A 21872-nucleotide genomic window follows, 5' to 3' on the forward strand; every position below is an offset into this window, starting at 1 on the left:
GATACAGATAGGTAGCAAGGGAAAATAGCCCAAGAACTGCAGTAATAATGTCATTTGAAGTATGATGAATATAAGGTTATAAAAGATAATTCAACATGTTACTTATTTAGGGTTGTCTTGTCTAAATGAGTGGTTCATCATAATGAAATTGAATTAATATAACTAACTATTAATAAATCAATATACTCTAAATCAGTCAAGGTGCAGCTAAATGGCAAGTAAATGAGTCGCTAGGCGCTAACTAACATTGGTAACTAGAACGAATGAACACAGTCAACACCAATGCAAGTTGATGTATGACGAGTTAAATATTGTATAAATTTTTATCGCAAAGTAACACAACCAGGCTATAAGTCATGATGAAAAAAATCGAAGAGCTATTTGCAAATAATGAAGCATGGTCAGCCTCTGTAAAAGAGGAAAATCCTGAGTTCTTTAAAGAATTATCAAAAGCTCAAAAACCTAGATTCCTATGGATCGGCTGTTCAGATAGCCGTGTACCTGCTGAAAAATTAATTAATGCTGCGCCAGGTGATCTATTCGTACACCGTAACGTTGCCAATCTTGTCATCCATACCGACCTTAACTGTTTATCCGTTATTCAATATGCGGTAGATGTTTTAGAGGTCGAACACATTATCATCTGTGGCCATTATGGATGCGGTGGTATTGAAGCGGCTGTTGATAATACTGAGTTAGGATTGATTAACAACTGGTTATTGCATATCCGTGATATATGGTACCGACATAGCTCAATGCTAGGTGAATTAAAGCCTTGCGAACGCCTCGACCGTTTATGCGAATTGAACGTTGTTGAACAAGTTTATAACTTAGGCCACTCAACTATTATGCAGTCAGCATGGAAACGTGGGCAAAAAGTGATGATCCACGGGTGGGTCTACGGTATTAACAACGGTCGTTTGCATGATTTGCATACCACTGCTGATAGCCGTGAAAAACTTGAGCTGTGTTATCGTGAAGCAATAGCGAAACTCACGCCAAAAATATAGCAATCGAATATCAATAAAAAGGACAGCCTTAGCTGTCCTTTCTTTTATAGCATGAGAGATTGATTACTCGTCAAGTAGAGTCACATGCCCAATATAAGGTAAATGGCGGTACTGTTGAGCATAATCAATGCCATATCCCACGACAAATTTATCTTCAATAGAATAACCAATCCATTCAACTGGTACATCAACTTCACGACGTGAAGGTTTATCAAGCAACGTACAAATCGCAACAGATTTCGGGCCACGTAATTCAAATATTTCACGTACTTTATTTAAGGTGTTACCCGAATCGATAATATCCTCAACAATCAGAACATGTTTACCCCGAATATCTTCATCTAAATCTTTAACGATTTTCACATCACGGCTGGATGTCATTTCATTACCGTAGCTTGATACCGTCATGAAATCGACTTCATGAGCTACACTGATTTTACGGCATAAATCAGCCATAAAAATAAATGAGCCTTTTAATAAGCCAACGAGTACTAATTCGCCCTCTATTTTTTGGTAGTGAGCACTAATTTCATTCGCTAATTCATTAATTCGCTGAGCGATCTCTTCTTCAGAGATCATTACTTCAAGGGTATGTTTCATCTTTAATTACGCATCTATGGGAATGGAAAGCACGTAATTTTAGCATAAAGCTCTCTAAGACGCGATATCTTCACAGACAACCTAAATTTAAGTTAATGATGATAATGATTTTAAATTATACCTATAAAAACAAAAGGGCTAGAATCTAACAATCCTAACCCATGAGATATTTAGCTTAATTTAATTAATATTAGCTAACCGTGAAACCCATCATCATCCCAGTATCTTCATGCTCTAATAAATGACAATGCGCCATATAAGGATGCTGCGGTGTTGCTGGATGCTTAAATTCTACCAACACTTCACTCACTTGCCCTTCCACTCTTACAATATCTTTCCAGCCTTGGCGATGTGGCTCTACCGCTTTGCCATTTTCTTTCAAAATTCTAAAACGTGTACCATGCACATGGAATGGATGTAACATCATGTCACCGCGACCTGAAATGACCCAAATCTCTTGTTTATTCATCGGTGCATTAAACGCAGGATGTGTCATCGAGAAAACTTGTCCGTTAATGGTATTCGCGTTATGAATATCTAATTCACCAGTCCCCGTACCACAATGACCACCACCATTTCCCATCCCATTCATTGGCATGTTATTCATCTTGCCCTGAGACGCATTACCGTCACCCATACTACCGTGATTCATATTGCCGTGATTCATATTGCCGTGATTCATATTTCCCTGCCCCATGGAATTATTATTTCCATCAGACATCATATTTTCCATCATTGCCCCGTGCCCGCCCATGTTACCCATAGCTTGGTCACCATATTTTTCACGTAACATCATCATACCTTGCATATCTAAGCGCATATCCATCATTAAATGGAAGCGGCGACGAGTCAGCCCTGTAAGTGATGGAATCGCGGGCAACGCGGCCAAGACAGGTGGTAATTTACCTTCACTAGCACTGATCGTCGTTTCAATATGAAGGACAGGCAGAGGCTGGTCGAATGGTGCAATCGTCATGCCCATTTGACCAACAGGTAAGGTCACTAAATCAAATGAACGACCATCAGAGGCATCAATCAAAACTTCAAAACGCTCACCCGTTAAAATAGGTAATTCGGTTAATGGAATAGGTTCTGCGAGCAGGCCACCATCACTTGCCACCACATACATTTTACGGCCATCACTGGTTGAGATATTTAAGCTTCGTGCATTACATCCATTCAACAACCGAAGGCGTATCCAACCTTTTGGAGCAATGTGCTTAGGAAGAACTACACCATTAGTCAGCATCAGTGAACCAAACCAGCCCACAGCAGCACTCATCACATCCAACTGATAATCTATCTGGCCGTCATCATTCAAACGTTTATCTTGTAAAATCACAGGAATGTCATCAACGCCCCATGAACTTGGTAAGCCATGTTTAGTGCTATCTTGGTCTTTAATCAATACCAGTCCAGCTAATCCCATCGCAACTTGGTAGCCTGTTTGTCCGTGTGTATGAGGATGGAACCAGCACGTTGATTCAGGTTGTGCGACGGTAAAATTTACTTTTCTGCTCGCGCCCGGACGAATAATCGCTTGTGGACCACCATCTTGCTCACCTGATATTTCTAATCCATGCCAATGCACTGTTGTTTCTTCAGGTAATTGATTTACAATATTAATATTAACATTTTGTCCGTTTTTCAAACTAATTGCCGGACCAAGTAAATCACCGTTATATCCCCACGTTGTCGTTTTTTTACCGGGAACAAACACAGAAGTCCCTTGCTTAATTGCAATTTGGATATTACCTTGAGCATCTGGCTCTAACAATGCAGGAATAGCAAGAGTTGGATAGTTTTCAGCCGCTACCGCGATACGGCTCCAAATAGGTAGCGCACTTGCAGCGTAAGTAATAGCGCTTAATTTAAGAAAATCGCGACGTAACATTGATAACCTTCCTTTATTTATCAAAATAAAAAATCTGTGAGAACAAAATAGGATGGCAAATAGCCAATTACCTTTTCCGGCGAAAACGTGCTTTAATAGTGGGGATGATAAAGCTTCCCCCTACAGGAAGGTCAACATACCCACTCAATAAATATGGGTTTATTACATTGATTTAAGAAAAATATAGTTGACTAACAATTCTATTCTCATGCTAACGTAACTTTACAAACAAATCCGATAGAATACTGAATGCGCAAATTTATAGTAATGTCATGCTTAATGACTCTGTTAGGGATAACCCAATCTGCCAGAGCTCTTTCTACAAACGAAGCTGAAGATCTTGCCGATCTCACAGCCGTTTTTATTTATTTAAAATATGACTGTGGATATACACAAATACCCGATAGGGAAATTGAACGAGCTATCGTTTATCTTGCAAAGAGCAATAAATGGGATCTCAGTGATTATAACTCCACAAAAATGACAGAAATGAACAAAGAAAGTTATGCTGATCTAAAAGGTATTCCTTTAGATAAAGACTTTAAATGTCAATCATTAGCTCGGGACTCATTGGGATTATTTGCTTACGTCAAATAAGTTAAATCATCACCTATTGGGAACAACAGTTAACTTAAAGTAAAGAAACATGTTAATTGCCACACATGTTTCTTTTCAGTTTAGGGCCTCTTCGCTCTTTTTTCCTGCCAAAATAACACCAAAGATGGAATACTTTGAATTATCACCATTCTGATAATGTGATTCGACATGACAAATCCAGCATCGAGATTCATCGTAATTGCAGCGAATGTCATCGCTTCCATACTGCCCGGTGCCCAGGCTAACAGCAAAACTGAGATATCGTAACCGGTTAACCATGATGCAAACACAGTAACAAGAAAAGTTAAAAAAATATTAATAACAACAACTTGAGCAGAAGAGTAAATATTTTTAATTAATGATGACAATGGGAAAACAATAAAATGATTACCAATGTTCATACCGATTAATACCATACTAAGTTCTGTTAGCATTAATGGAAAATGAAGCGGCACATCCAGCCAACCTTGTATTAAAGTTGCCGTGGCTAATGAAGTCAGCATAAAAGGTGCAGGAACTCTTAAACGCTGTAATATCAATCCAGAAATAACACCTACTGCAACAATGACTAGCAACCAAAAAGTAGATTCTAATGAAAGCTGGGGTAATTGAAAAATAGGTTGAGGGTCATTATTGCTACCCACAACAATACCAGCTAAAAATATTAAGATAATTAAGCGAATGGTATGGGAAATAACAATTTTCTGTGGCGGGGTATGCGTATGGTCAGTCAGCGCTAAAATGGCGGCCATTGCACCAGGAACTGATCCTAACATTGCTTCTTGTTTAGTCCATCCTACCTTGCGGTAAAACCAAAAAAAACTGAATGAAAATTGCACGGCTAAACAGACAACTAACATAACTAATAAAAGTAATAAATTATCGACTTCTTTTAACGAAACCTGATTGAACATCAAACCTACAGATGTCCCTAACGCGACTTGAACAAAGGTGATGGTATGCTTAGGAATAGGAAAAGAGAAACCAAATCGATGAAAAATAATAATGGCAATAATGGGACCAAACATTAATGCGAGTGGTATTCCAAAATAGGTTAGTAGCCCACCAATAAATGAGCAAATCACTATCCCGCCTAACATTTTTATGAATTTCATCATCAAAAACTAACCATTAAGACCCCATGTTATAGCCTTAATTTATATCACAATATAATGCCACCAACGTTTAGTTTTCACCTATTTGTCACCTAAGTGATTATTCACTGAAATTTCAATTTTTGACCGATATTCATTTTGTATTTTGCTAATTTAGAAGCATAAATCAGTGATGATAAAATCAGTTAACTGAAGCTCGGATTTACTTATTTCTGTTATCAGCGTCGGCTTGATTAATAACTGCTTTTGCCATCCACTGCGCAATTTCTGTGACTTGCTGATTATCTAACATCCAAATATCTTTTAGCACTAAGAATATTTCCGAGCCATAAATAACCGAAAAAGCTTTGATAACTTTATCAATCGTTTCTTGCGGATATTCACCTTTCATCGGCGTTGTCACCATTGAAAGAATATCTTTTCGATTTCCTCGCTGAAGGCGTTTAACTTTCGGGACATCTACATTTTGCAATGATGAGCGGTCAGAAGCCCATTGCTGTAGTGAGACTTGTAATGCCGCTCTTAGTACTCCTTCATGCTCAAACATTCGAGGAAAAGCATAACGCAACAACTCGTCAATACGTTCACTGGTTTTTTCACTTTGCGGTCGCCATGTTAAAATAGGTCCCAAACTGGCATTCACGGTAGCAGTAATTAAGTCGCTCTGTGTGGGAAAGTAGCGATAGGCTGTTGCACGAGAAACGCCGGCTTCAAATGCAAGCTCAGAAACAGAAGGCATTGCACCCTTTTCAAATAAATCTAAAGCCGTCGTTACCAATAAAATATAGGTTCGTTTACGCGTACCTTTATATTCTGAAATATTTTGAGTTTGCGGCATTTATTCATCCTTAAAATACTGTCTCTGAGAATAAGTTTAATCAACTTCATAAAAAAAAGAACTCGAGTTGACATGCACTTTTAATCTATTAGATTTTCTAACATCTCTCAATTTTAATTTAGCTTTAAACTAATTACTCAATATCATAGGTGGATCATGCTAATTAAGCTACAAATTATAGATATTAATATTTAATGCTAGTGATAATAACCCATATTAAATATTATTTTTTAATTTTTATCAATAAGATACAATCATTAACACATTTTCCTTATCTTAAATTTAAAAACGAGATAATAATCTCATTTTACAAACCTAAAAAATGATACTATAGTCTCATTAAGATGAAAAATTAAACTCCCGACCCAATCTGAAAGGATTTTCCATGAAAAAGCACCAGGGATTTATTTACATAGCTACTACGTTAGATACTAAAAGTGCCGAAATTTTTTATGTTAGTGAAATAATAAAAAATGCAGGGCTTTCTGTACGAACAGTCGATTTAACAACGCAACCAACTCAATTAGAAAAAAATGCGGATGTTAGTGCTGATACTATTGCGAACTATCATCCTCTTGGTGCTAAAGCTGTTTTTTGTGGCGATAGAGGTAAAGCTATAGAAGCTATGGCGCAAGCATTTAGTCTTTATCTTGCTGCACAAACCGATGTTGCTGCTATATTAGGCCTTGGCGGCTCAGGCGGCACAGCATTAATTACCCCAGCGATGCAAATATTACCTGTCGGTATACCTAAACTAATGGTTTCCACCATGGCCTCTGGCGATATTTCAGGCTATATCGGTGCCAGCGATATCTCAATGATGTATTCAGTGACCGATGTCTCTGGGTTAAACATTATTTCCCGTAAAGTATTAAAAAATGCAGCCAATCAAATTGCAGGGGCAGTTTGGTTTAATCAAGATGATGAAGATACCACCACCTTAAAACCGGCTATTGCATTAACTATGTTTGGTGTCACCACATCTTGCGTACAACAACTTACTGCTAAGCTAGAAGATGAGTTTGATTGTTTAGTTTTTCATGCTACTGGCAGTGGCGGGAAGGCAATGGAAAAACTCATTGATAGCAATCTATTGCATTCCGTTTTAGACATCACCACTACGGAAGTTTGTGATTTTCTATTTGGTGGCGTACTTGCCTGTGATGAAGACCGTTTTGGTGCAATTGCTCGTACTCAAACCCCTTGTGTCCTTTCCTGTGGTGCTTTGGATATGGTCAATTTTGGACGACCGGCCACGGTGCCCGAACAATATCGTGATAGGCAATTTTATCACCACAATTCGCAAGTTACCCTCATGAGAACTACCCCAGAAGAAAATCAACAAATGGGTCGTTGGATTGCACAAAAACTTAACCGTTGTGATGGCGAAATTCGCTTTATCATTCCAACCGCAGGATTCTCAGCCTTAGATATTGAAGGCGCACCATTTTGGGACCCACTCGCTGACCAAGCATTTATTGATGCACTGACCGAAAATCTAATTACAACAGCAAAAAGACAGTTAATTTTGAGTCCTTATCATGTTAATTCCGCTGAATTTAGTGAACAAGTGATTCAATTACATCAGGATATATTGAACAAATAATACAGAGGTCTATTCATGAAACATAACCGCGAAAGTTTACTGAAAAAATTCAGAGATATGATAGCCCGTGGCGAACCGATTATCGGTGGTGGTGCGGGAACTGGGTTATCAGCTAAATGCGAAGAAGCTGGCGGTATTGATTTAATCGTTATCTATAACTCAGGCCGCTATCGCATGGCTGGTCGTGGCTCACTCGCTGGCCTTCTTGCCTATGGCAACGCCAATGAAATCGTTATGGACATGGCAAAAGAAGTGCTACCAGTCGTTAAACAAACCCCTGTGCTTGCAGGTGTCAACGGTACGGACCCATTTTGTCAGTTTGATAAATTCCTTGATGATATCAAAGCGACAGGCTTCGCTGGTGTGCAAAACTTCCCAACGGTCGGTTTAATAGACGGTAACTTCAGAGCAAATTTAGAAGAAACAGGAATGGGTTACGCACTTGAAGTCGATATGATCCGTATGGCTCACGAAAAAGATTTATTAACCACACCTTATGTCTTTAGCAGTGAAGATGCTATCGCAATGACCAAAGCCGGTGCGGATATCATTGTGCCTCATATGGGGTTAACAACAGGTGGTAATATTGGTGCAGAAACGGCACTGACACTTAAGGATTGTGTGGCCCTAGTTAATGATTGGGCGAAAGCGGCTAAATCGGTTCGCGATGATGTGATTGTACTTTGTCATGGTGGTCCTATTGCTACACCAGAAGATGCTCAATATATCTTAGCTAATTGCCCAGATTGTCATGGTTTCTATGGTGCAAGCTCGATGGAACGTCTACCAACTGAAATTGCCCTCACAGAAACAACACAAAAATTCAAATCAATTACTCGCTAGTATTTTTATTTTCCATTTTGTTTTGCCAACACCAGGCGCCTACTTCGGTAGGCGTTTTTTTATTGCTTATAAATTATTTATTCATAATAAAAGCTGTCATTAAAAATGATAACGCAAAGCAAAATCATACTTAAGCGCTAACCTTACTGGCCTGTTTTTTACGGTATCGATAAGTAAAGTATTTAACAATAATAGGCATCACTACTGGCATAGAAAAGTACATAACACCAAAAGCAAATGCAACATGGGGATTTTCAGGAAATTCTCCACCTGAGGTCATAGCTGTATAATAGTCAATGGAAGATAAGTAGCTAGGCGTTAGACCACCATAAGGCACCATAAAAGATAGGATCAGAGCGGCGAAAATACAAAACATAAAGTTGAGCGCCATTAATGCGGAATAGCCCATATTTTCTTGTCGTTCTTGCGGACTACGGCTACTCAAGCCAAATATCATTCGATTTATCACTGTAGCACTGTAAAGATAAAGAATAATTGGCGCATCACCAAGTACCGAAGTGTTTATTGCAAGGGCAAATACTCCATAAAATAGAGCAAAACCCACCAAGGCAATTTTATTTTGAATTACCGCCATAAAAACGCCAGAGTGCACGAGAATAAACTCAAAAATAAGAATAATTGTCAGATTATAAATAATCTCTGCATTATAGTATTCAGGGTAAAACCATACTGAGAGAATAAACCCAACATAGAATAACGAGAAACCATAGTTAACCATTTTCGATAATGCGCGAATAACATTAAATGATTGTTTGCTTTCAGTCAGACTTTTTGTCGAACTGCTCTTAGAAAAAAAACCGCTCTCGCTTTGCTTATCATTGCTACGATTATTTCTATTCGTTTTTCTTTCGCTCCTTGATTTTTTATTCATCATTTTATCCTCAAAAATAATCGTGCCAATCATTAAGCTTGGTAGACTACTCAATCAGGTGAAAAATAAATAGTGGCTATAATCTGAATGTTGGAATAATGAGAGAATTAAAACAGAGTACGTAAATGAGAAGAAATGGCATGAATCATCTCAATCGTTATTCATGCCACATAAGTAAATAAATAGGTAAATAAATAAGTAAATAGTTAAACCAATTTAGCGATTAAACTATCTAAATCACCTTGTAGAAAATTAACCGGTGGGATTTCAATAACCGTATAAGCGCCTGCGGCTTGTTTCATTGTTGCTCTAGCAGCAGAAACCATAAATTGGGACGTTAATGCAGGGTTATTGATACGCATTGTATATTCAAATAATTGATTATGCGTCGCACCTGAAACTCCTTTATGGGTCATATGTACCCCATGCCCCACATCTTTAAGCGCATCAATGCTATCAACTTGACGGATATGCGTTTCATCTGATGAGAAATAGCTATCCGCTTTGATTGCACGAGCCACATCGTCAAAACTAGCCCCAGAGACCAATTCAATATATACCATGCGACGATGCACACCGGTTCCCAGCGGAATAGTCACTGACTGCGCATCTTTTACACCCTCGACTGCCTTAGCTGCAACGCTATGCCCCATACTCATACCTGGACCAAAATTGGTAAAAGTCACGCCTTTCGGTGCCATCGCTAACATTAATGTACGCATGATGGAATCAGAACCAGGATCCCAACCAGCGGAAATAATTGCGGTACTGTTATAAGCTTTTGCGACTTTATCAAGGCTATGTTTTAAATCTACAATGCCTGAATGCACATCAAAACTATCCACGGTATTAATACCGAGGCTTAAAATTTTTGCAGCCAAAGGCTCAATTGCACGAGTTGGTGAGCACAATAATGCAACATCAACTTTTCCCAGTTTTTCAATATCATCTACAATTTTGTAAGCAGAAAGTTCAGCAGGAACATCTTGCGTATTACGGCGCACTATCCCCACTAATTCAAAATCTTCAGCGGCTTGAACAGCTTCGAGTGCATAACGGCCAATATTGCCGTATCCCACTATTGCTGCTTTAATTTTAGTCATTTGTGTTCCTTAATTTAACGTCTTCTGATGTTGTTCGCACGTATTAACGCTATACCTTGAATCTTTCAGGCCTCAGCAAATATATCTCATCGCAATAATACATAAATATGTAGTAAGAGTGAATAATTAACAGTCAATAGCGTTATAATAAACACTATAATTCGAATTATTATGAATATATTGAATCTAACAGAATCGTTGAAACTAAACAAAGTATTCACTTTATAAAAATAGGGCATGCCAAACGCTATTATACCTCAGCAAATCCATGTAGAATTATCGTCCAATTTATTTTTCCTTAATTCTAATTATATAAAGGTTCTTGATGCATCAGTCTGATGTCACTGAGAGATCGCTATTTTCTCTTAGTTGGCCAATTTTTATTGATATTTTTCTTCATTTGGCCACTTTACTTATTAATACCTACATGGTGAGCCATGTATCAACAGCCTACCTCGCTGCAATGGGGGTGGGAAATCAGGTATTTGATCTTTTTATCACTATTTTCACTTTCATCAGCGTCGGGTGCAGTGTTGTTATTGCTCAATATTTAGGCGCGGGACGTCGTGATAAAGCAGGTCAAGCCATACATATTTCGATTGCGTTTAACTTCATACTTGGTTTTTCAAGTGCGTTAATTGCCCTCTTTTTTGGCTATAAAATCCTTAGCATCATGAATACACCATCACATTTAATGGATGATGGTTATGCATATTTGCACATTTTAGGCATTTGCTTAATTCCTGAAGCAATTTCAATCATATTAGCAGCATGTTTACGCGTATACGGTAAATCGCAGCCTGCAATGTGGGTGACTTTGATAGCCAATATCATTACCGTATTTGGTAACATGATTGTGCTATATGGCTTCTTCGGTTTACCGCAATACGGATTAGAAGGTGTTGCATGGTCAACTGTTGTTGGACGTGTCATCGCGGTTATTTTACTTTTCTGCCTATTATTTTATGGACTGAGAATTAAATTTTCCCCGCTACAATTAGTACGTTGGTCTAGCAGTATGTTAGGTAAAATTCTGCATATTGGATTACCTTCTGCGGGAGAAAACCTGGTGTGGATACTACATTTTATGACCGCATCCGCATTCATCGGCTTGATGGGAGAAACCGCACTTGCGGCTCAAACCCTATACTTCCAGCTTTCTCTTTTTATTATGCTGTTCGGTATATCTATCAGTATTGGTAATGAAATTATGGTTGGGCATCTCGTTGGAGCAAAACGCTTTGAAGATGCTTACCGTCGTGGCATAAAAAGCTTAAAAATGGGCTTTTATGTCACTATCGGTGTCGTTATTATTTTCTGGCTACTGCGTGATCCTATCATTACCAATCTGACTGAAGATCAGGGAATTATTACGCTCTTGCTACCACTGTTCCTACTTTCAGTATTCTTAGAACCAGGTAGAACACTGAATATTGTCATGGTTAACGCACTCAGAGCATCTGGTGATGCACGCTTCCCATTATGTACGGCCATTATCTTTATGTGGGGCGTCGCGATCCCATTGGGTTATTTCCTTGGTATTAAAATGGAAATGGGGCTACTCGGTATCTGGATTGGCTTCTTTGCAGATGAATGGCTACGTGGTTTAACCAATGCTTGGCGTTGGCGCTCGCGTCGTTGGCAAAGCAAACGACTCGATTTAGATAGCTAGGGATAAAGATCAACAGCCCTTAGCATCCCTATCCTGCCTAATGTCTTAGGCAGGATTTTTTGTGATACACATCAAACTTAAAATTTTTTCGCCTTTGTAACTTAAATAAGAGATTATTTTTCTCTAAAACCCCCTCAACACCTTAAACATAGTGAAACTTTTCTCCCACTTTTTTATTAAAATAATTCCATCAAAAAGATTCCGTTGGGAAAACTCACTATGCACACACAATCTCAGCCATTACTGTGGCAATATTTTATTAACGCAGTCAAGCAAGAGGTTAAACCTGCTTTAGGCTGTACCGAGCCAATTTCATTGGCACTAGCGGCAGCGAAAGCGGCCTCGTACGTTAATGGCGAAGTGATCCGTGTATGTGCCTTTGTTTCCCCAAACCTGATGAAAAACGGTATGGGTGTCACCGTACCGGGAACTGGCATGGTCGGATTACCTATCGCTGCCGTTCTTGGCGCTATTGGTGGTAATGCAGATGCAGGTCTTGAAGTGCTAAAATCAGCCACTCCCGATGCGATTGAACGCAGTAAGGCCATGCTTGCGGCAGGTTTAGTGACTGTCGATATTAAAAAACCCTGTGATGATGTAATTTATTCCGAAGCCACCGTTTATACCGAAACTGAATCCGCAACAGTGATGATTGCGCGTACTCATACGCACATTGTCAAAATTATCCATAACGATAATATTATCTTTGATATCACTCAAGGTGAGCAACAAAGTAGCTCTCCTGTTGACTGTGCTGCCGATATTCCATTACCTATAGTTACCGCTAAAGCGGTCTATAATTTCGCAACTCAAGCCCCCCTTGAAGATATTTGTTTCATTTTAGAAGCCGCGCATCTTAATGATGCGTTATCTCAAGAAGGCTTGCGCAATGTTTACGGCTTACATATTGGTAGAACGCTACAGACTCAGCGCGATCGCGGTTTATTATCAAAAGACTTAATGTCAGAAATTATGATCCGTACCTCTGCCGCATCAGATGCACGTATGGGCGGTGCAATTCTTCCTGCGATGAGCAATTCAGGTTCAGGTAATCAAGGTATTGCTGCAACCATGCCTGTCGTCGTCACGGCTGACTACCTTCAATCAACAGAAGAACAGCTCGCACGTGCATTAATGCTATCCCACCTAATGGCTATTTATATTCACAATCAACTACCTGCATTATCAGCTTTATGCGCGGCAACCACCGCCGCAATGGGTGCCGCTGCAGGAATTGCGTGGTTATTAGAATCGCGTTATGAAGTAGTTGCGATGGCTATTAGTAGCATGATTGGGGATGTCAGTGGCATGATTTGTGATGGGGCGTCAAACAGTTGTGCGATGAAAGTCTCTACGGGCGCGAGCTCAGCATACAAAGCCGTACTAATGGCAATGGATAATAGCTGTGTTAGAGGCTCTGATGGTATTGTTTCTGATGACGTTGACCAATCTATTGCAAATTTATGCGCATTAGCCGCAGGGTCGATGAAGCATACTGATGTGCAAATCATCGAAATTATGGCAGCGAAAGCGCGCTAACTGTTCTTATAACACGTCAGCTTCATCCATTCGGGTCATATACTTATATAGATGACCCGATATCCTAGCTTATCACCTTGTTACCTCTGAATTACTCTTAGCAACTTATATTATTTAAGTTCAAGCTGTGCAAATTTTTCGCGGATAATCTCTTCAGGAAGCTTAATCCCAATAAACACCAATACACTGTGGCGTTTTTCATCATCAAGCCAATCTTTATCCCAATCTGCGCTATATAGGCGCTGAACGCCTTGAAATAATAAACGCTTAGGTTCATCTTTGATGGATAAAATACCTTTATAACGTAATAAATTATCAGCGAAACTTAACAATAAATCTTCCATTACTTGAGATATCGCCATCAACTCAACAGGGTAATCAAATTCAACCACTATCGACTCCACCTCATTTTGCTGTTTTGGTGCAAAACGAAAAATCGGTTGTTTAACAATTAACTGTGAATCTAACAAAAACCCTTCAATATCCAACAATAACTTTAAATCTATATCACCATGAATAACTGGATAAATCGGTGCTCGTGCGTTAATTCGTTGTATACGCTCAATTAGTGCCTCTTTTTGAGCAGTATTGTTAGGCTCGATATCTGTTTTGGTGAGTAGAATTCTATCGGCATAACCAATTTGGGCCTGTGCTATTGCAAAATCATTTAACTGTTTATCTGCATGAACCGTATCTACAAGCGTAATGATGCCATCCAATAAAAATCGTTCGCACAAGACTTCATGAGAGAAAAAAGTTTGCGTAATCGGACCGGGATCGGCCATCCCCGTGCATTCAATCACCAATCGGTCAAAATCAAGTTTGCCGCTATCTAGTCCATCTAATAGGTCTAATAATGCATTTTCTAATTCACTTGAACGACTACAACAAATACAGCCATTACTTAATGTGGTGATTTGAGTGGCTCTATCACCTATTAATGCATTATCAATAGGAACTTCACCAAATTCATTTTCAATAACTGCGATTTTATGCCCATGATCAGCATGAAGAATATGACTCAGTAGTGTTGTTTTACCTGCACCTAAAAAACCGCTTAGTATCGTGACATTGATTGGTTTCATTATTATCCTCATTTCTTCATCAATTTATCGGTTAACTTCGATCATTAACATTAATCATTACTATTGATCATTAACAACAGCGAAATCCACCCTTTCCACTACCACCATAACGCGCATCTTGTCTCTCACGGAAAAATTCTTTATAAGTCATGACCGGTTTATCGGGATGGTTATCTTTCATATGTTGTACGTAAGTATCATAATCAGGAATACCAATTAGCATACGTGCCGCTTGCCCAAGGTATTTTCCTGTTTTACCTAAACTTCCAAACATCGCCTTCTCCAATACAAATGCCCTACATCATGTTATCGCACAATGTAGGGCACCATTTTAGACTTTAAAGATTAATGTGAAGATGAAACTTTCACACCCTCTTTAGGTACCGGTACATAAGGTGTTTCCATATCGGTGCGATTTGGGTTTTTATTCGCCTTCATTGCAACACGGATACCAAAGAAAATAATTCCGTATACCACAACTAAGAATAGAATACTTAAACCCGCATTCGTATAGTTATTAATAATAATGTGGTTCATATTCGTCACGTCTTGTGCTGTTAAATCAGCACCACCAGCGGCGATTTTATCTTTATATGATTTCGCTAAATAAAGGAAACCTTCCAACTGAGGATTATCACTGAATAATTTCAGACCCAGCGCCCAAGTGGTACAGATTAATAACCATACAGCTGGTAAAACAGTAACCAAAATGTATTTGCTGCGTTTCATCTTAATCAAGACAACGGTACTTAAGACTAAAGCTACTGCAGCTAACATTTGGTTCGAGATACCAAACAGCGGCCATAGGCTCTTAACGCCACCTAGTGGGTCAACAACGCCTTGATACAATAAGTAACCCCAGAGTCCAACACAACCCGCGGTACCGATAATCCCCGCAACTAATGAGTCAGTTTTCTTCAAGAATGGAACGAAGTTACCAAGTAAATCTTGCAACATAAAGCGACCTGAACGCGTTCCCGCATCTAGTGCAGTTAAGATAAACAGCGCTTCAAATAAAATACCGAAGTGATACCAAAAGCCCATATTAGCGGCAGGCATTATTTCGTGGAATACAAATGCAATTCCCACAGCCAGTGTTGGCGCACCACCCGCACGGTTCAAGACAGAAGGTTCACCAATGTCTTTCGCAGTTTGCATAATTTGCTCAGGAGAGATAACAAAACCCCATGAGCTAACCGTTGCGGCGGCTTGTACTGAAACATCTTTCAATTGAGCCATGATCATTGCAGCATCAGAGCCACCCAATTCATGCAAGTTAGGCATCGTAATACCTAAAGCCGCAGGAGGAGTGTTCATTGCAAAATACAAACCTGGTTCAATAATAGATGCGGCAACCAATGCCATGATAGCAACGAAAGATTCCATTAACATCGCACCATAGCCGATATAACGTGCATCTTTTTCATTCGCTAACAATTTAGGCGTCGTACCCGATGCTATCAATGCGTGGAAACCTGATACCGCCCCGCAAGCAATAGTAATAAATAAGAATGGGAACAACGTACCTTTCCAGACAGGGCCTGTGCCATCAACGAATTGTGTCACGGCTGGCATTTTCAGTTCTGGATTTAGGATCACAATACCAATCGCCAATCCAACAATAACACCGATTTTTAGGAAGGTTGCTAGGTAATCACGTGGAGCCAAAATCAGCCAAACAGGTAATAATGCTGAAACAAAGGCATAACCCACAAGCGTATAAGTAATCGTGGTGTCTTTAAATGTCAGCGCTGGGCCCCAGTACGGGTCGTGTGCAATAACACCACCGAACCAAATTGATGCCACCAATAATACAATACCAATGACGGATATCTCAGCCACGCGTCCCGGCCGGATAAAGCGCATATACACTCCCATAAAGAGTGCAATTGGGACTGTAGAACAAACTGTAAATACACCCCAAGGGCTTTCTGCTAGCGCTTTAACCACTATCAGGGCCAATACAGCCAGAATAATGATCATGATAAGGAAACAACCAAACAAAGCCAAAGTCCCTGGGATAGGCCCTAGCTCTTCTTTAATAATTTCCCCTAGCGATGCACCATTACGGCGTGATGAAATAAACAGCACCATAAAATCTTGTACCGCACCGGCAACAACAACACCGGCAAGTAGCCATAATGTTCCGGGAAGATAACCAACCTGTGCCGCTAATACTGGCCCGACTAATGGGCCAGCACCTGCAATCGCAGCAAAGTGGTGACCAAATAAAACATTTTTATTTGTCGGTACATAGTTTAAACCGTCATTATTAATGACCGCAGGTGTTGCCCGAGTTTCATCGAGCTTCATCACTTTAGTCGCTATATATAAGCTATAGTAGCGATATGCAATTAGATAAACTGACACCGATGCGACCACTATCCATAGCGCACTGATGTTCTCACCACGTCTGAGAGCGACAACGCCCAAACAAACTGCACCAATTATCCCAAGGATCATCCAAGGAACGTGCTTTAAAATACCATTCTTGTTCATAGAACACCTTTCTGAGGTAGAACGAACATGCCATTAATCCCTGATTTACCATTAGTTAAAAACACATTGAATCTGCTTTTATTACTTTGAATGAATAACTAATGACTTTATTATTGGCAGCGGTTGACTTGTAGTAAGTAAAAAATGAACTCTGCCATAGTGTATATGGTAAGAAATAACTCACCCTAAAAGGCGAAAGTTGGACTAAGCGGTGGCATAAAGAATTAAGCGGTTAGATTTTTGACGCGAATGGTTTTGAGCGTGACATGAGCGGATGAAAAACGTGATGTAGATAACAATAATAACAGCATTTCAATAAGTTAAATAATTACACCAATCTGGTTAGAATTGTCATTATTGTTAATAAACATAGAGAAATAAGTGAATTATTACTGTTGATTAATAAAGTGATTACAAAAACTGATAATGTAGTGGTTATTCATTGATAACTTCCCCTTTCAAAGAAATCCATTGCCAATTACCACCAACCCACCAACTGTGTTCGCCATCCGTTTCTATTTTGCACCCAACACCAACATGCGCTTTGCTGTTTTCAAAGGGATGAGCACAATCATACTGAGCTTCAATCATAATTTTGCCTGTTATTGCATCGGCATAGCCAATTTTATTGTTCTTAATAATGCGATACACTCCATCCTTAGCTGCATCTGGCCAATTATCAAAATAATAAATTTGATACATTTCATCGCCATTAATATCGACGATTGAAAATTTTTCATTAGGAATATCAAGTAGGCAATATAAGTAAGGCGATTTAGGCTCGAAACAGTGACTTTGCTTACCTTCAACCCAATTTTCAAATTGCTTTTCAAGATTATCGCTAAGCGAACTACTCGACATAAAAATTAATGACACCGCGCAGATTAAAAATCGGATCATTTATCACCCTTTAGCTTTATCATTTTGCTGTATTTATTCACTCTGAAAAACCATCGATATAATATTAAATAACAAAAGATGAAATACCAAATGAAATAAATAAGCCCATCGTTATTTTAATGGGCTCACTTAATCAATTAATAATTGAAAATTAACCTGTCACTTTTACTGTATTTGCCGATAATTTTGCCATATCTAAAGCTTTTTCGATTGTATCACCAATAGCAAGTGCCACGCCTAATCGACGCGTTCCGGCAATTTCCGGCTTACCAAATAGTCGTAATTGAACATCATTTGATAATGCCTCACCAATACCTGAAAAAACCACGTCACAACTATGTAACTCAGGTAAAATAACGGCTGAAGCGCTTGGACCATATTGGCGAATATTACCAATAGGCAAACCCAAAAAAGCCCGAACATGCAAAGCAAATTCAGATAGATTTTGAGAAATTAGCGTCACCATTCCGGTATCATGAGGGCGAGGAGAAACTTCATTAAAAATAATTTCATCGCCACAAACAAACAATTCCACCCCAAATAAACCATAGCCGCCAAGCGCAGTGACTATTTTCGCAGCCACTTCCTGTGCTTTTTTCAGGGCGATATCATTCATTCGCTGTGGCTGCCAAGACTCACGATAATCCCCCTTTTCTTGGCGATGCCCGACAGGTGAACAAAAATGAATACCGTCAACAGCACTAATAGTAAGTAACGTAATTTCAAAATCAAAATTAACCATTTTTTCAACAATAACGCGACCTTGTCCTGCTCGACCACCTTCTTGAGAGTAATTCCAAGCTTGTTCAAGTTGTTCCAGTGAACGAATAATACTTTGCCCTTTACCTGATGAACTCATCACCGGTTTTACAATGCAAGGAAAACCAATTTCAGTTGCTGCACGGATAAAATCTGCTTTATTTTCAACGAAAAAGTATTCAGAGGTCGGTAAGCCAAGCTCTTCAGAAGCAAGACGACGGATACCTTCTCTGTTCATCGTTAAAGATACCGCCTTTGCGCAAGGCACAACTTTTTGTCCTTGTTGTTCTAACTCAACAAGGGTCTGAGTCGCGATAGCTTCAATTTCAGGTACGATAAAATCTGGTTTTTCTGCTAAAACTAACTGACGTAGCGCTTCACCATCAAGCATGTTTATCGTATAGCTTCTATGTGCAACATGCATTGCAGGTGCATTTTCATAACGATCAACCGCAATAACCTCAATCCCTAAACGTTGGCATTCAATCGCCACTTCTTTACCTAGCTCTCCTGAACCGAGAAGCATGACTTTTGTAGCAGAGGAGCAAAGAGCAGTACCTAATTGATTCATGATTGATGGCCTTTGTATGCGGACAGATGAAAATAATGAAGTAGATTATATACGCAATCGTTTGCTTTCGCTATGCAGAAACTTTTTAAAACAATAACTATGCCATGATAATCAGAGTTTGGGGGTTTCATCACGCCCTGTTACAAATGGATCTCTACGATGAAATTCACTATAGCGTTTATGTAGCAGAGCAAGAATACAACATAATAAGCCAAGCCAAATGAGAGAGAAACTAACCCCTTTCACCCAATCAAAAAGCTCATTAAATAAGAATACTGCCAATAAAAATTGAATGGTTGGTTCGATATATTGTGCAAGACCAATAACCGTCAATGTTGTTCGTTTAATTGCAGCCGTGAAGAAGATCAGTGGAATAATAGTCACGGGCGCTGCGAGCATATAAAGTAACTTGGTTTGCCAGTCGCCATTCATAACAGCGCTCGTTCCGTTTGCAGATAACCACCATGTAATGGCGAGTGCAACAGGAAATAACCAAAGTGCCTCTAGTAGTAATGAGGTAAAGACATCAAAACGAATAAACTTACGAATTAGGCCATAAATTGCAAAAGCACTTCCCATAATTAAAGCCAGAATAGGTAGTTCGCCATACTGCCAAATTTGATATCCCACTCCTGCACAAATAAAAATCACGGCCAGTTTTTCTGCAAAGATTAGCCGCTCACGTAGGAATATTACACCTAATAAAATTGAAAAAAGTGGATTGATAAAATACCCAAGGCTTGCCGCTAATACCTGCCCATGCGTCAAAGCATAAGTAAAAGCAGTCCAAGAGACAGCCATAATTGATGAGCTGAATAAGCATAAAATAATCGAACGTTTGTCAGCCCAAACTTGCTTCCATAATGATTTATTTTTGATGATCAGGCGGATAAGAAATAGGAAAGGAATTGACCATATCAGGCGTTGGGCTAAAAGTTCTAATGCCTGAGCGCCGGGAAGCAGGCGATAAAACAAAGGGGTAATCCCCCATAATATATAAGAAAAAATAGCTAAAGCTACTCCCGAACGCAGTAACATAGTTTATCCATAGTACAAATGTCAGAGTATAAATATAAACAAGTGAAATACATTCAATATCATACGCTAATATCAAGAAAATAGAACTTTCAGTCATGATAAAACATCACATATTTACTTAATATTAGTCAATAAACAGCCTGATTAAATCAAGGTGACATATTTATATCACCTTGTTCCACTCGCGTTATAATTCCCTTTGATGCAACGGCGGCTGTTGGGCAATAAAATCAATGAGCTCTTGTTGGGTTGGCGCTGCACTAATCGCACCTTTTCGAGTTGTAGCTAATGCACCGCAAGCCGCGGCTTGAGTCACTATTGTCATAAAATAATCTTCATTATCCGAAACACCATATTGAGCAATAGCTGCGAGCAAACCCGCCATAAATGCATCACCAGCTCCGGTAGTATCAACGCTTTCAACCTGATAAGCGCTGATCGCCACTTTACTGTTTGGTGTAATCACCAAGCAACCTTTAGCACCCTGAGTCACTATTTTCAAACGCGCTGGATATTTTTTAAGTTTATTAACAGCATTGTCTAAAGAGATCTCTTTGGTTAGCCACAACAATTCATCATCTGATAATTTTAAAATATCCGCTTTATAAGCAAATTCATCGACAATACGGTGCATTTCATTAGGATCAGCCCACATTTGAGGGCGGATATTAATATCAAAACTCAATAACCCACCCGCCTGCTTCATTTTGTCTATTGCTTGTATTAAAGCCTCACGGCATACAATATGCACTAAAGCTAATGAGCAAAAATGTAAAATATCTTTATCAAATACAGGTAAATTTTTATTTGATAAAAACTGATCCGCGGAAGGTGAAACAAGAAAAGAAAACTCACGCTCGCCGTTTTCATGCAAAGAAACTAAAACCGTACTGGTTCGATGTAACTCATCAAATTCCATCGCACTGGTATCAACATTTAAATCGAATAAGGTTTTCTGCATAAAATGCCCAAAAGCATCTTCCCCCACTCGACCAATAAAACCACTTGGCTGACCTAACTTTGCAACACCAGCAGCTACATTGACAGGAGCACCTCCTGCGCAGGCTTCATATTGCATATTTTGTAAGGGAATTAAGTCTACTACTGCATCACCTAATGACCAGACTTTCATAGATTTTCCTTTAACTGTCGTTTTTAATTGTCGTTTAACTGAACCCTAATAATTTTCATTGATAATACGATAAACCATATAAAAATTAAGACTGGTAAATTTAATTTGTTAACGTTAACATAAAGTATAAATAAAGCACGATAAGAACGCACGAATTATCTGCTAATAGTGATTTCCCT

At 39.1% G+C, this 21872-nt stretch carries 19 protein-coding genes; 6 read left to right on the forward strand and 13 right to left on the reverse strand.

Annotated features, from left to right (window positions below; all coding sequences use genetic code 11):
- Window positions 1-356 precede the first annotated feature (356 nt).
- Window positions 357-1010 carry a carbonate dehydratase gene (gene can / locus DD649_RS06655; protein ID WP_294104933.1) on the forward strand — a complete coding sequence of 218 codons (654 nt, stop codon included), beginning with the start codon at window positions 357-359 and terminating at the stop codon, window positions 1008-1010.
- A gap of 63 nt (window positions 1011-1073) precedes the next feature.
- On the opposite strand, the gene hpt is transcribed toward can, so the two are convergent.
- Together hpt and cueO are read right to left on the reverse strand one after the other, a co-directional pair.
- On the reverse strand, window positions 1074-1610 hold the full coding sequence (hpt, locus tag DD649_RS06660) for a hypoxanthine phosphoribosyltransferase (RefSeq protein ID WP_294104935.1): 537 nt from the start codon (window positions 1608-1610) through the stop codon (window positions 1074-1076).
- A gap of 190 nt (window positions 1611-1800) precedes the next feature.
- Complete coding sequence (gene cueO, locus DD649_RS06665; protein ID WP_294104937.1) at window positions 1801-3504, reverse strand: multicopper oxidase CueO; 1704 nt, start codon at window positions 3502-3504, stop codon at window positions 1801-1803.
- A 249-nt stretch (window positions 3505-3753) separates the two neighbouring features.
- On the opposite strand from cueO, the gene DD649_RS06670 reads away from it, so the two are divergent.
- On the forward strand, window positions 3754-4101 hold the full coding sequence (locus tag DD649_RS06670; protein ID WP_294104939.1) for a YacC family pilotin-like protein: 348 nt from the start codon (window positions 3754-3756) through the stop codon (window positions 4099-4101).
- Window positions 4102-4181: 80 nt separating this feature from the next.
- On the opposite strand, the gene DD649_RS06675 is transcribed toward DD649_RS06670, so the two are convergent.
- Both DD649_RS06675 and DD649_RS06680 read right to left on the reverse strand, forming a co-directional pair.
- On the reverse strand, window positions 4182-5219 hold the full coding sequence (locus DD649_RS06675) for an AbrB family transcriptional regulator (protein ID WP_294104941.1): 1038 nt from the start codon (window positions 5217-5219) through the stop codon (window positions 4182-4184).
- A 199-nt stretch (window positions 5220-5418) separates the two neighbouring features.
- The gene (locus DD649_RS06680) at window positions 5419-6054 is read right to left on the reverse strand and encodes a TetR/AcrR family transcriptional regulator (protein WP_294104943.1); all 636 of its coding nucleotides are present in this window, start codon (window positions 6052-6054) and stop codon (window positions 5419-5421) included.
- A gap of 385 nt (window positions 6055-6439) precedes the next feature.
- Between DD649_RS06680 and DD649_RS06685 the strand changes: the two genes are divergently transcribed.
- Together DD649_RS06685 and DD649_RS06690 are read left to right on the forward strand one after the other, a co-directional pair.
- On the forward strand, window positions 6440-7660 hold the full coding sequence (locus tag DD649_RS06685; RefSeq protein WP_294104945.1) for a Tm-1-like ATP-binding domain-containing protein: 1221 nt from the start codon (window positions 6440-6442) through the stop codon (window positions 7658-7660).
- Between the two features lie 15 nt (window positions 7661-7675).
- Window positions 7676-8503, forward strand: a complete 828-nt coding sequence (locus DD649_RS06690; RefSeq protein WP_294104947.1) for a phosphoenolpyruvate hydrolase family protein — start codon at window positions 7676-7678, stop codon at window positions 8501-8503.
- Window positions 8504-8633: 130 nt separating this feature from the next.
- Here DD649_RS06690 and DD649_RS06695 read toward each other — a convergent pair whose 3' ends face one another.
- Window positions 8634-9395, reverse strand: coding sequence for a hypothetical protein (locus DD649_RS06695; RefSeq protein WP_294104949.1), 762 nt, complete (start codon window positions 9393-9395; stop codon window positions 8634-8636).
- Window positions 9396-9601: 206 nt separating this feature from the next.
- Window positions 9602-10498, reverse strand: a complete 897-nt coding sequence (locus DD649_RS06700) for a diaminopimelate dehydrogenase (protein ID WP_294104951.1) — start codon at window positions 10496-10498, stop codon at window positions 9602-9604.
- A gap of 325 nt (window positions 10499-10823) precedes the next feature.
- On the opposite strand from DD649_RS06700, the gene DD649_RS06705 reads away from it, so the two are divergent.
- On the forward strand, window positions 10824-12170 hold the full coding sequence (locus tag DD649_RS06705; RefSeq protein WP_294104953.1) for an MATE family efflux transporter: 1347 nt from the start codon (window positions 10824-10826) through the stop codon (window positions 12168-12170).
- A 219-nt stretch (window positions 12171-12389) separates the two neighbouring features.
- A complete protein-coding gene (locus DD649_RS06710) occupies window positions 12390-13709 on the forward strand; it encodes an L-serine ammonia-lyase, iron-sulfur-dependent, subunit alpha (protein ID WP_294104954.1) in 1320 nt (439 codons plus the stop codon).
- 110 nt (window positions 13710-13819) lie between these two features.
- Here the strand turns inward: DD649_RS06710 and yjiA are convergent, their stop codons facing one another.
- From yjiA to DD649_RS06745, 7 genes are all read right to left on the reverse strand, one after another.
- On the reverse strand, window positions 13820-14794 hold the full coding sequence (yjiA, locus tag DD649_RS06715) for a GTPase (RefSeq protein WP_294104956.1): 975 nt from the start codon (window positions 14792-14794) through the stop codon (window positions 13820-13822).
- A 70-nt stretch (window positions 14795-14864) separates the two neighbouring features.
- On the reverse strand, window positions 14865-15068 hold the full coding sequence (locus DD649_RS06720) for a YbdD/YjiX family protein (protein WP_294104958.1): 204 nt from the start codon (window positions 15066-15068) through the stop codon (window positions 14865-14867).
- A 71-nt stretch (window positions 15069-15139) separates the two neighbouring features.
- Window positions 15140-17293 carry a carbon starvation CstA family protein gene (locus DD649_RS06725; RefSeq protein ID WP_294104960.1) on the reverse strand — a complete coding sequence of 718 codons (2154 nt, stop codon included), beginning with the start codon at window positions 17291-17293 and terminating at the stop codon, window positions 15140-15142.
- A gap of 435 nt (window positions 17294-17728) precedes the next feature.
- Entirely contained in the window at window positions 17729-18193 is a 465-nt protein-coding gene (locus DD649_RS06730; RefSeq protein ID WP_294104962.1) for a WG repeat-containing protein, read from the reverse strand.
- Between the two features lie 151 nt (window positions 18194-18344).
- Entirely contained in the window at window positions 18345-19523 is a 1179-nt protein-coding gene (gene purT / locus DD649_RS06735; RefSeq protein WP_294104964.1) for a formate-dependent phosphoribosylglycinamide formyltransferase, read from the reverse strand.
- 111 nt (window positions 19524-19634) lie between these two features.
- Window positions 19635-20561 (reverse strand): EamA family transporter RarD, encoded by a 927-nt coding sequence (gene rarD / locus DD649_RS06740; RefSeq protein ID WP_336429667.1) that lies wholly within the window; start codon window positions 20559-20561, stop codon window positions 19635-19637.
- Window positions 20562-20748: 187 nt separating this feature from the next.
- Window positions 20749-21693, reverse strand: a complete 945-nt coding sequence (locus DD649_RS06745) for an aminoimidazole riboside kinase (protein WP_294104967.1) — start codon at window positions 21691-21693, stop codon at window positions 20749-20751.
- Window positions 21694-21872 lie beyond the last annotated feature (179 nt).

The sequence above is a fragment of the Providencia sp. genome (genome assembly GCF_003533305.1).
Classification (GTDB): Bacteria; Pseudomonadota; Gammaproteobacteria; order Enterobacterales; family Enterobacteriaceae; genus Providencia.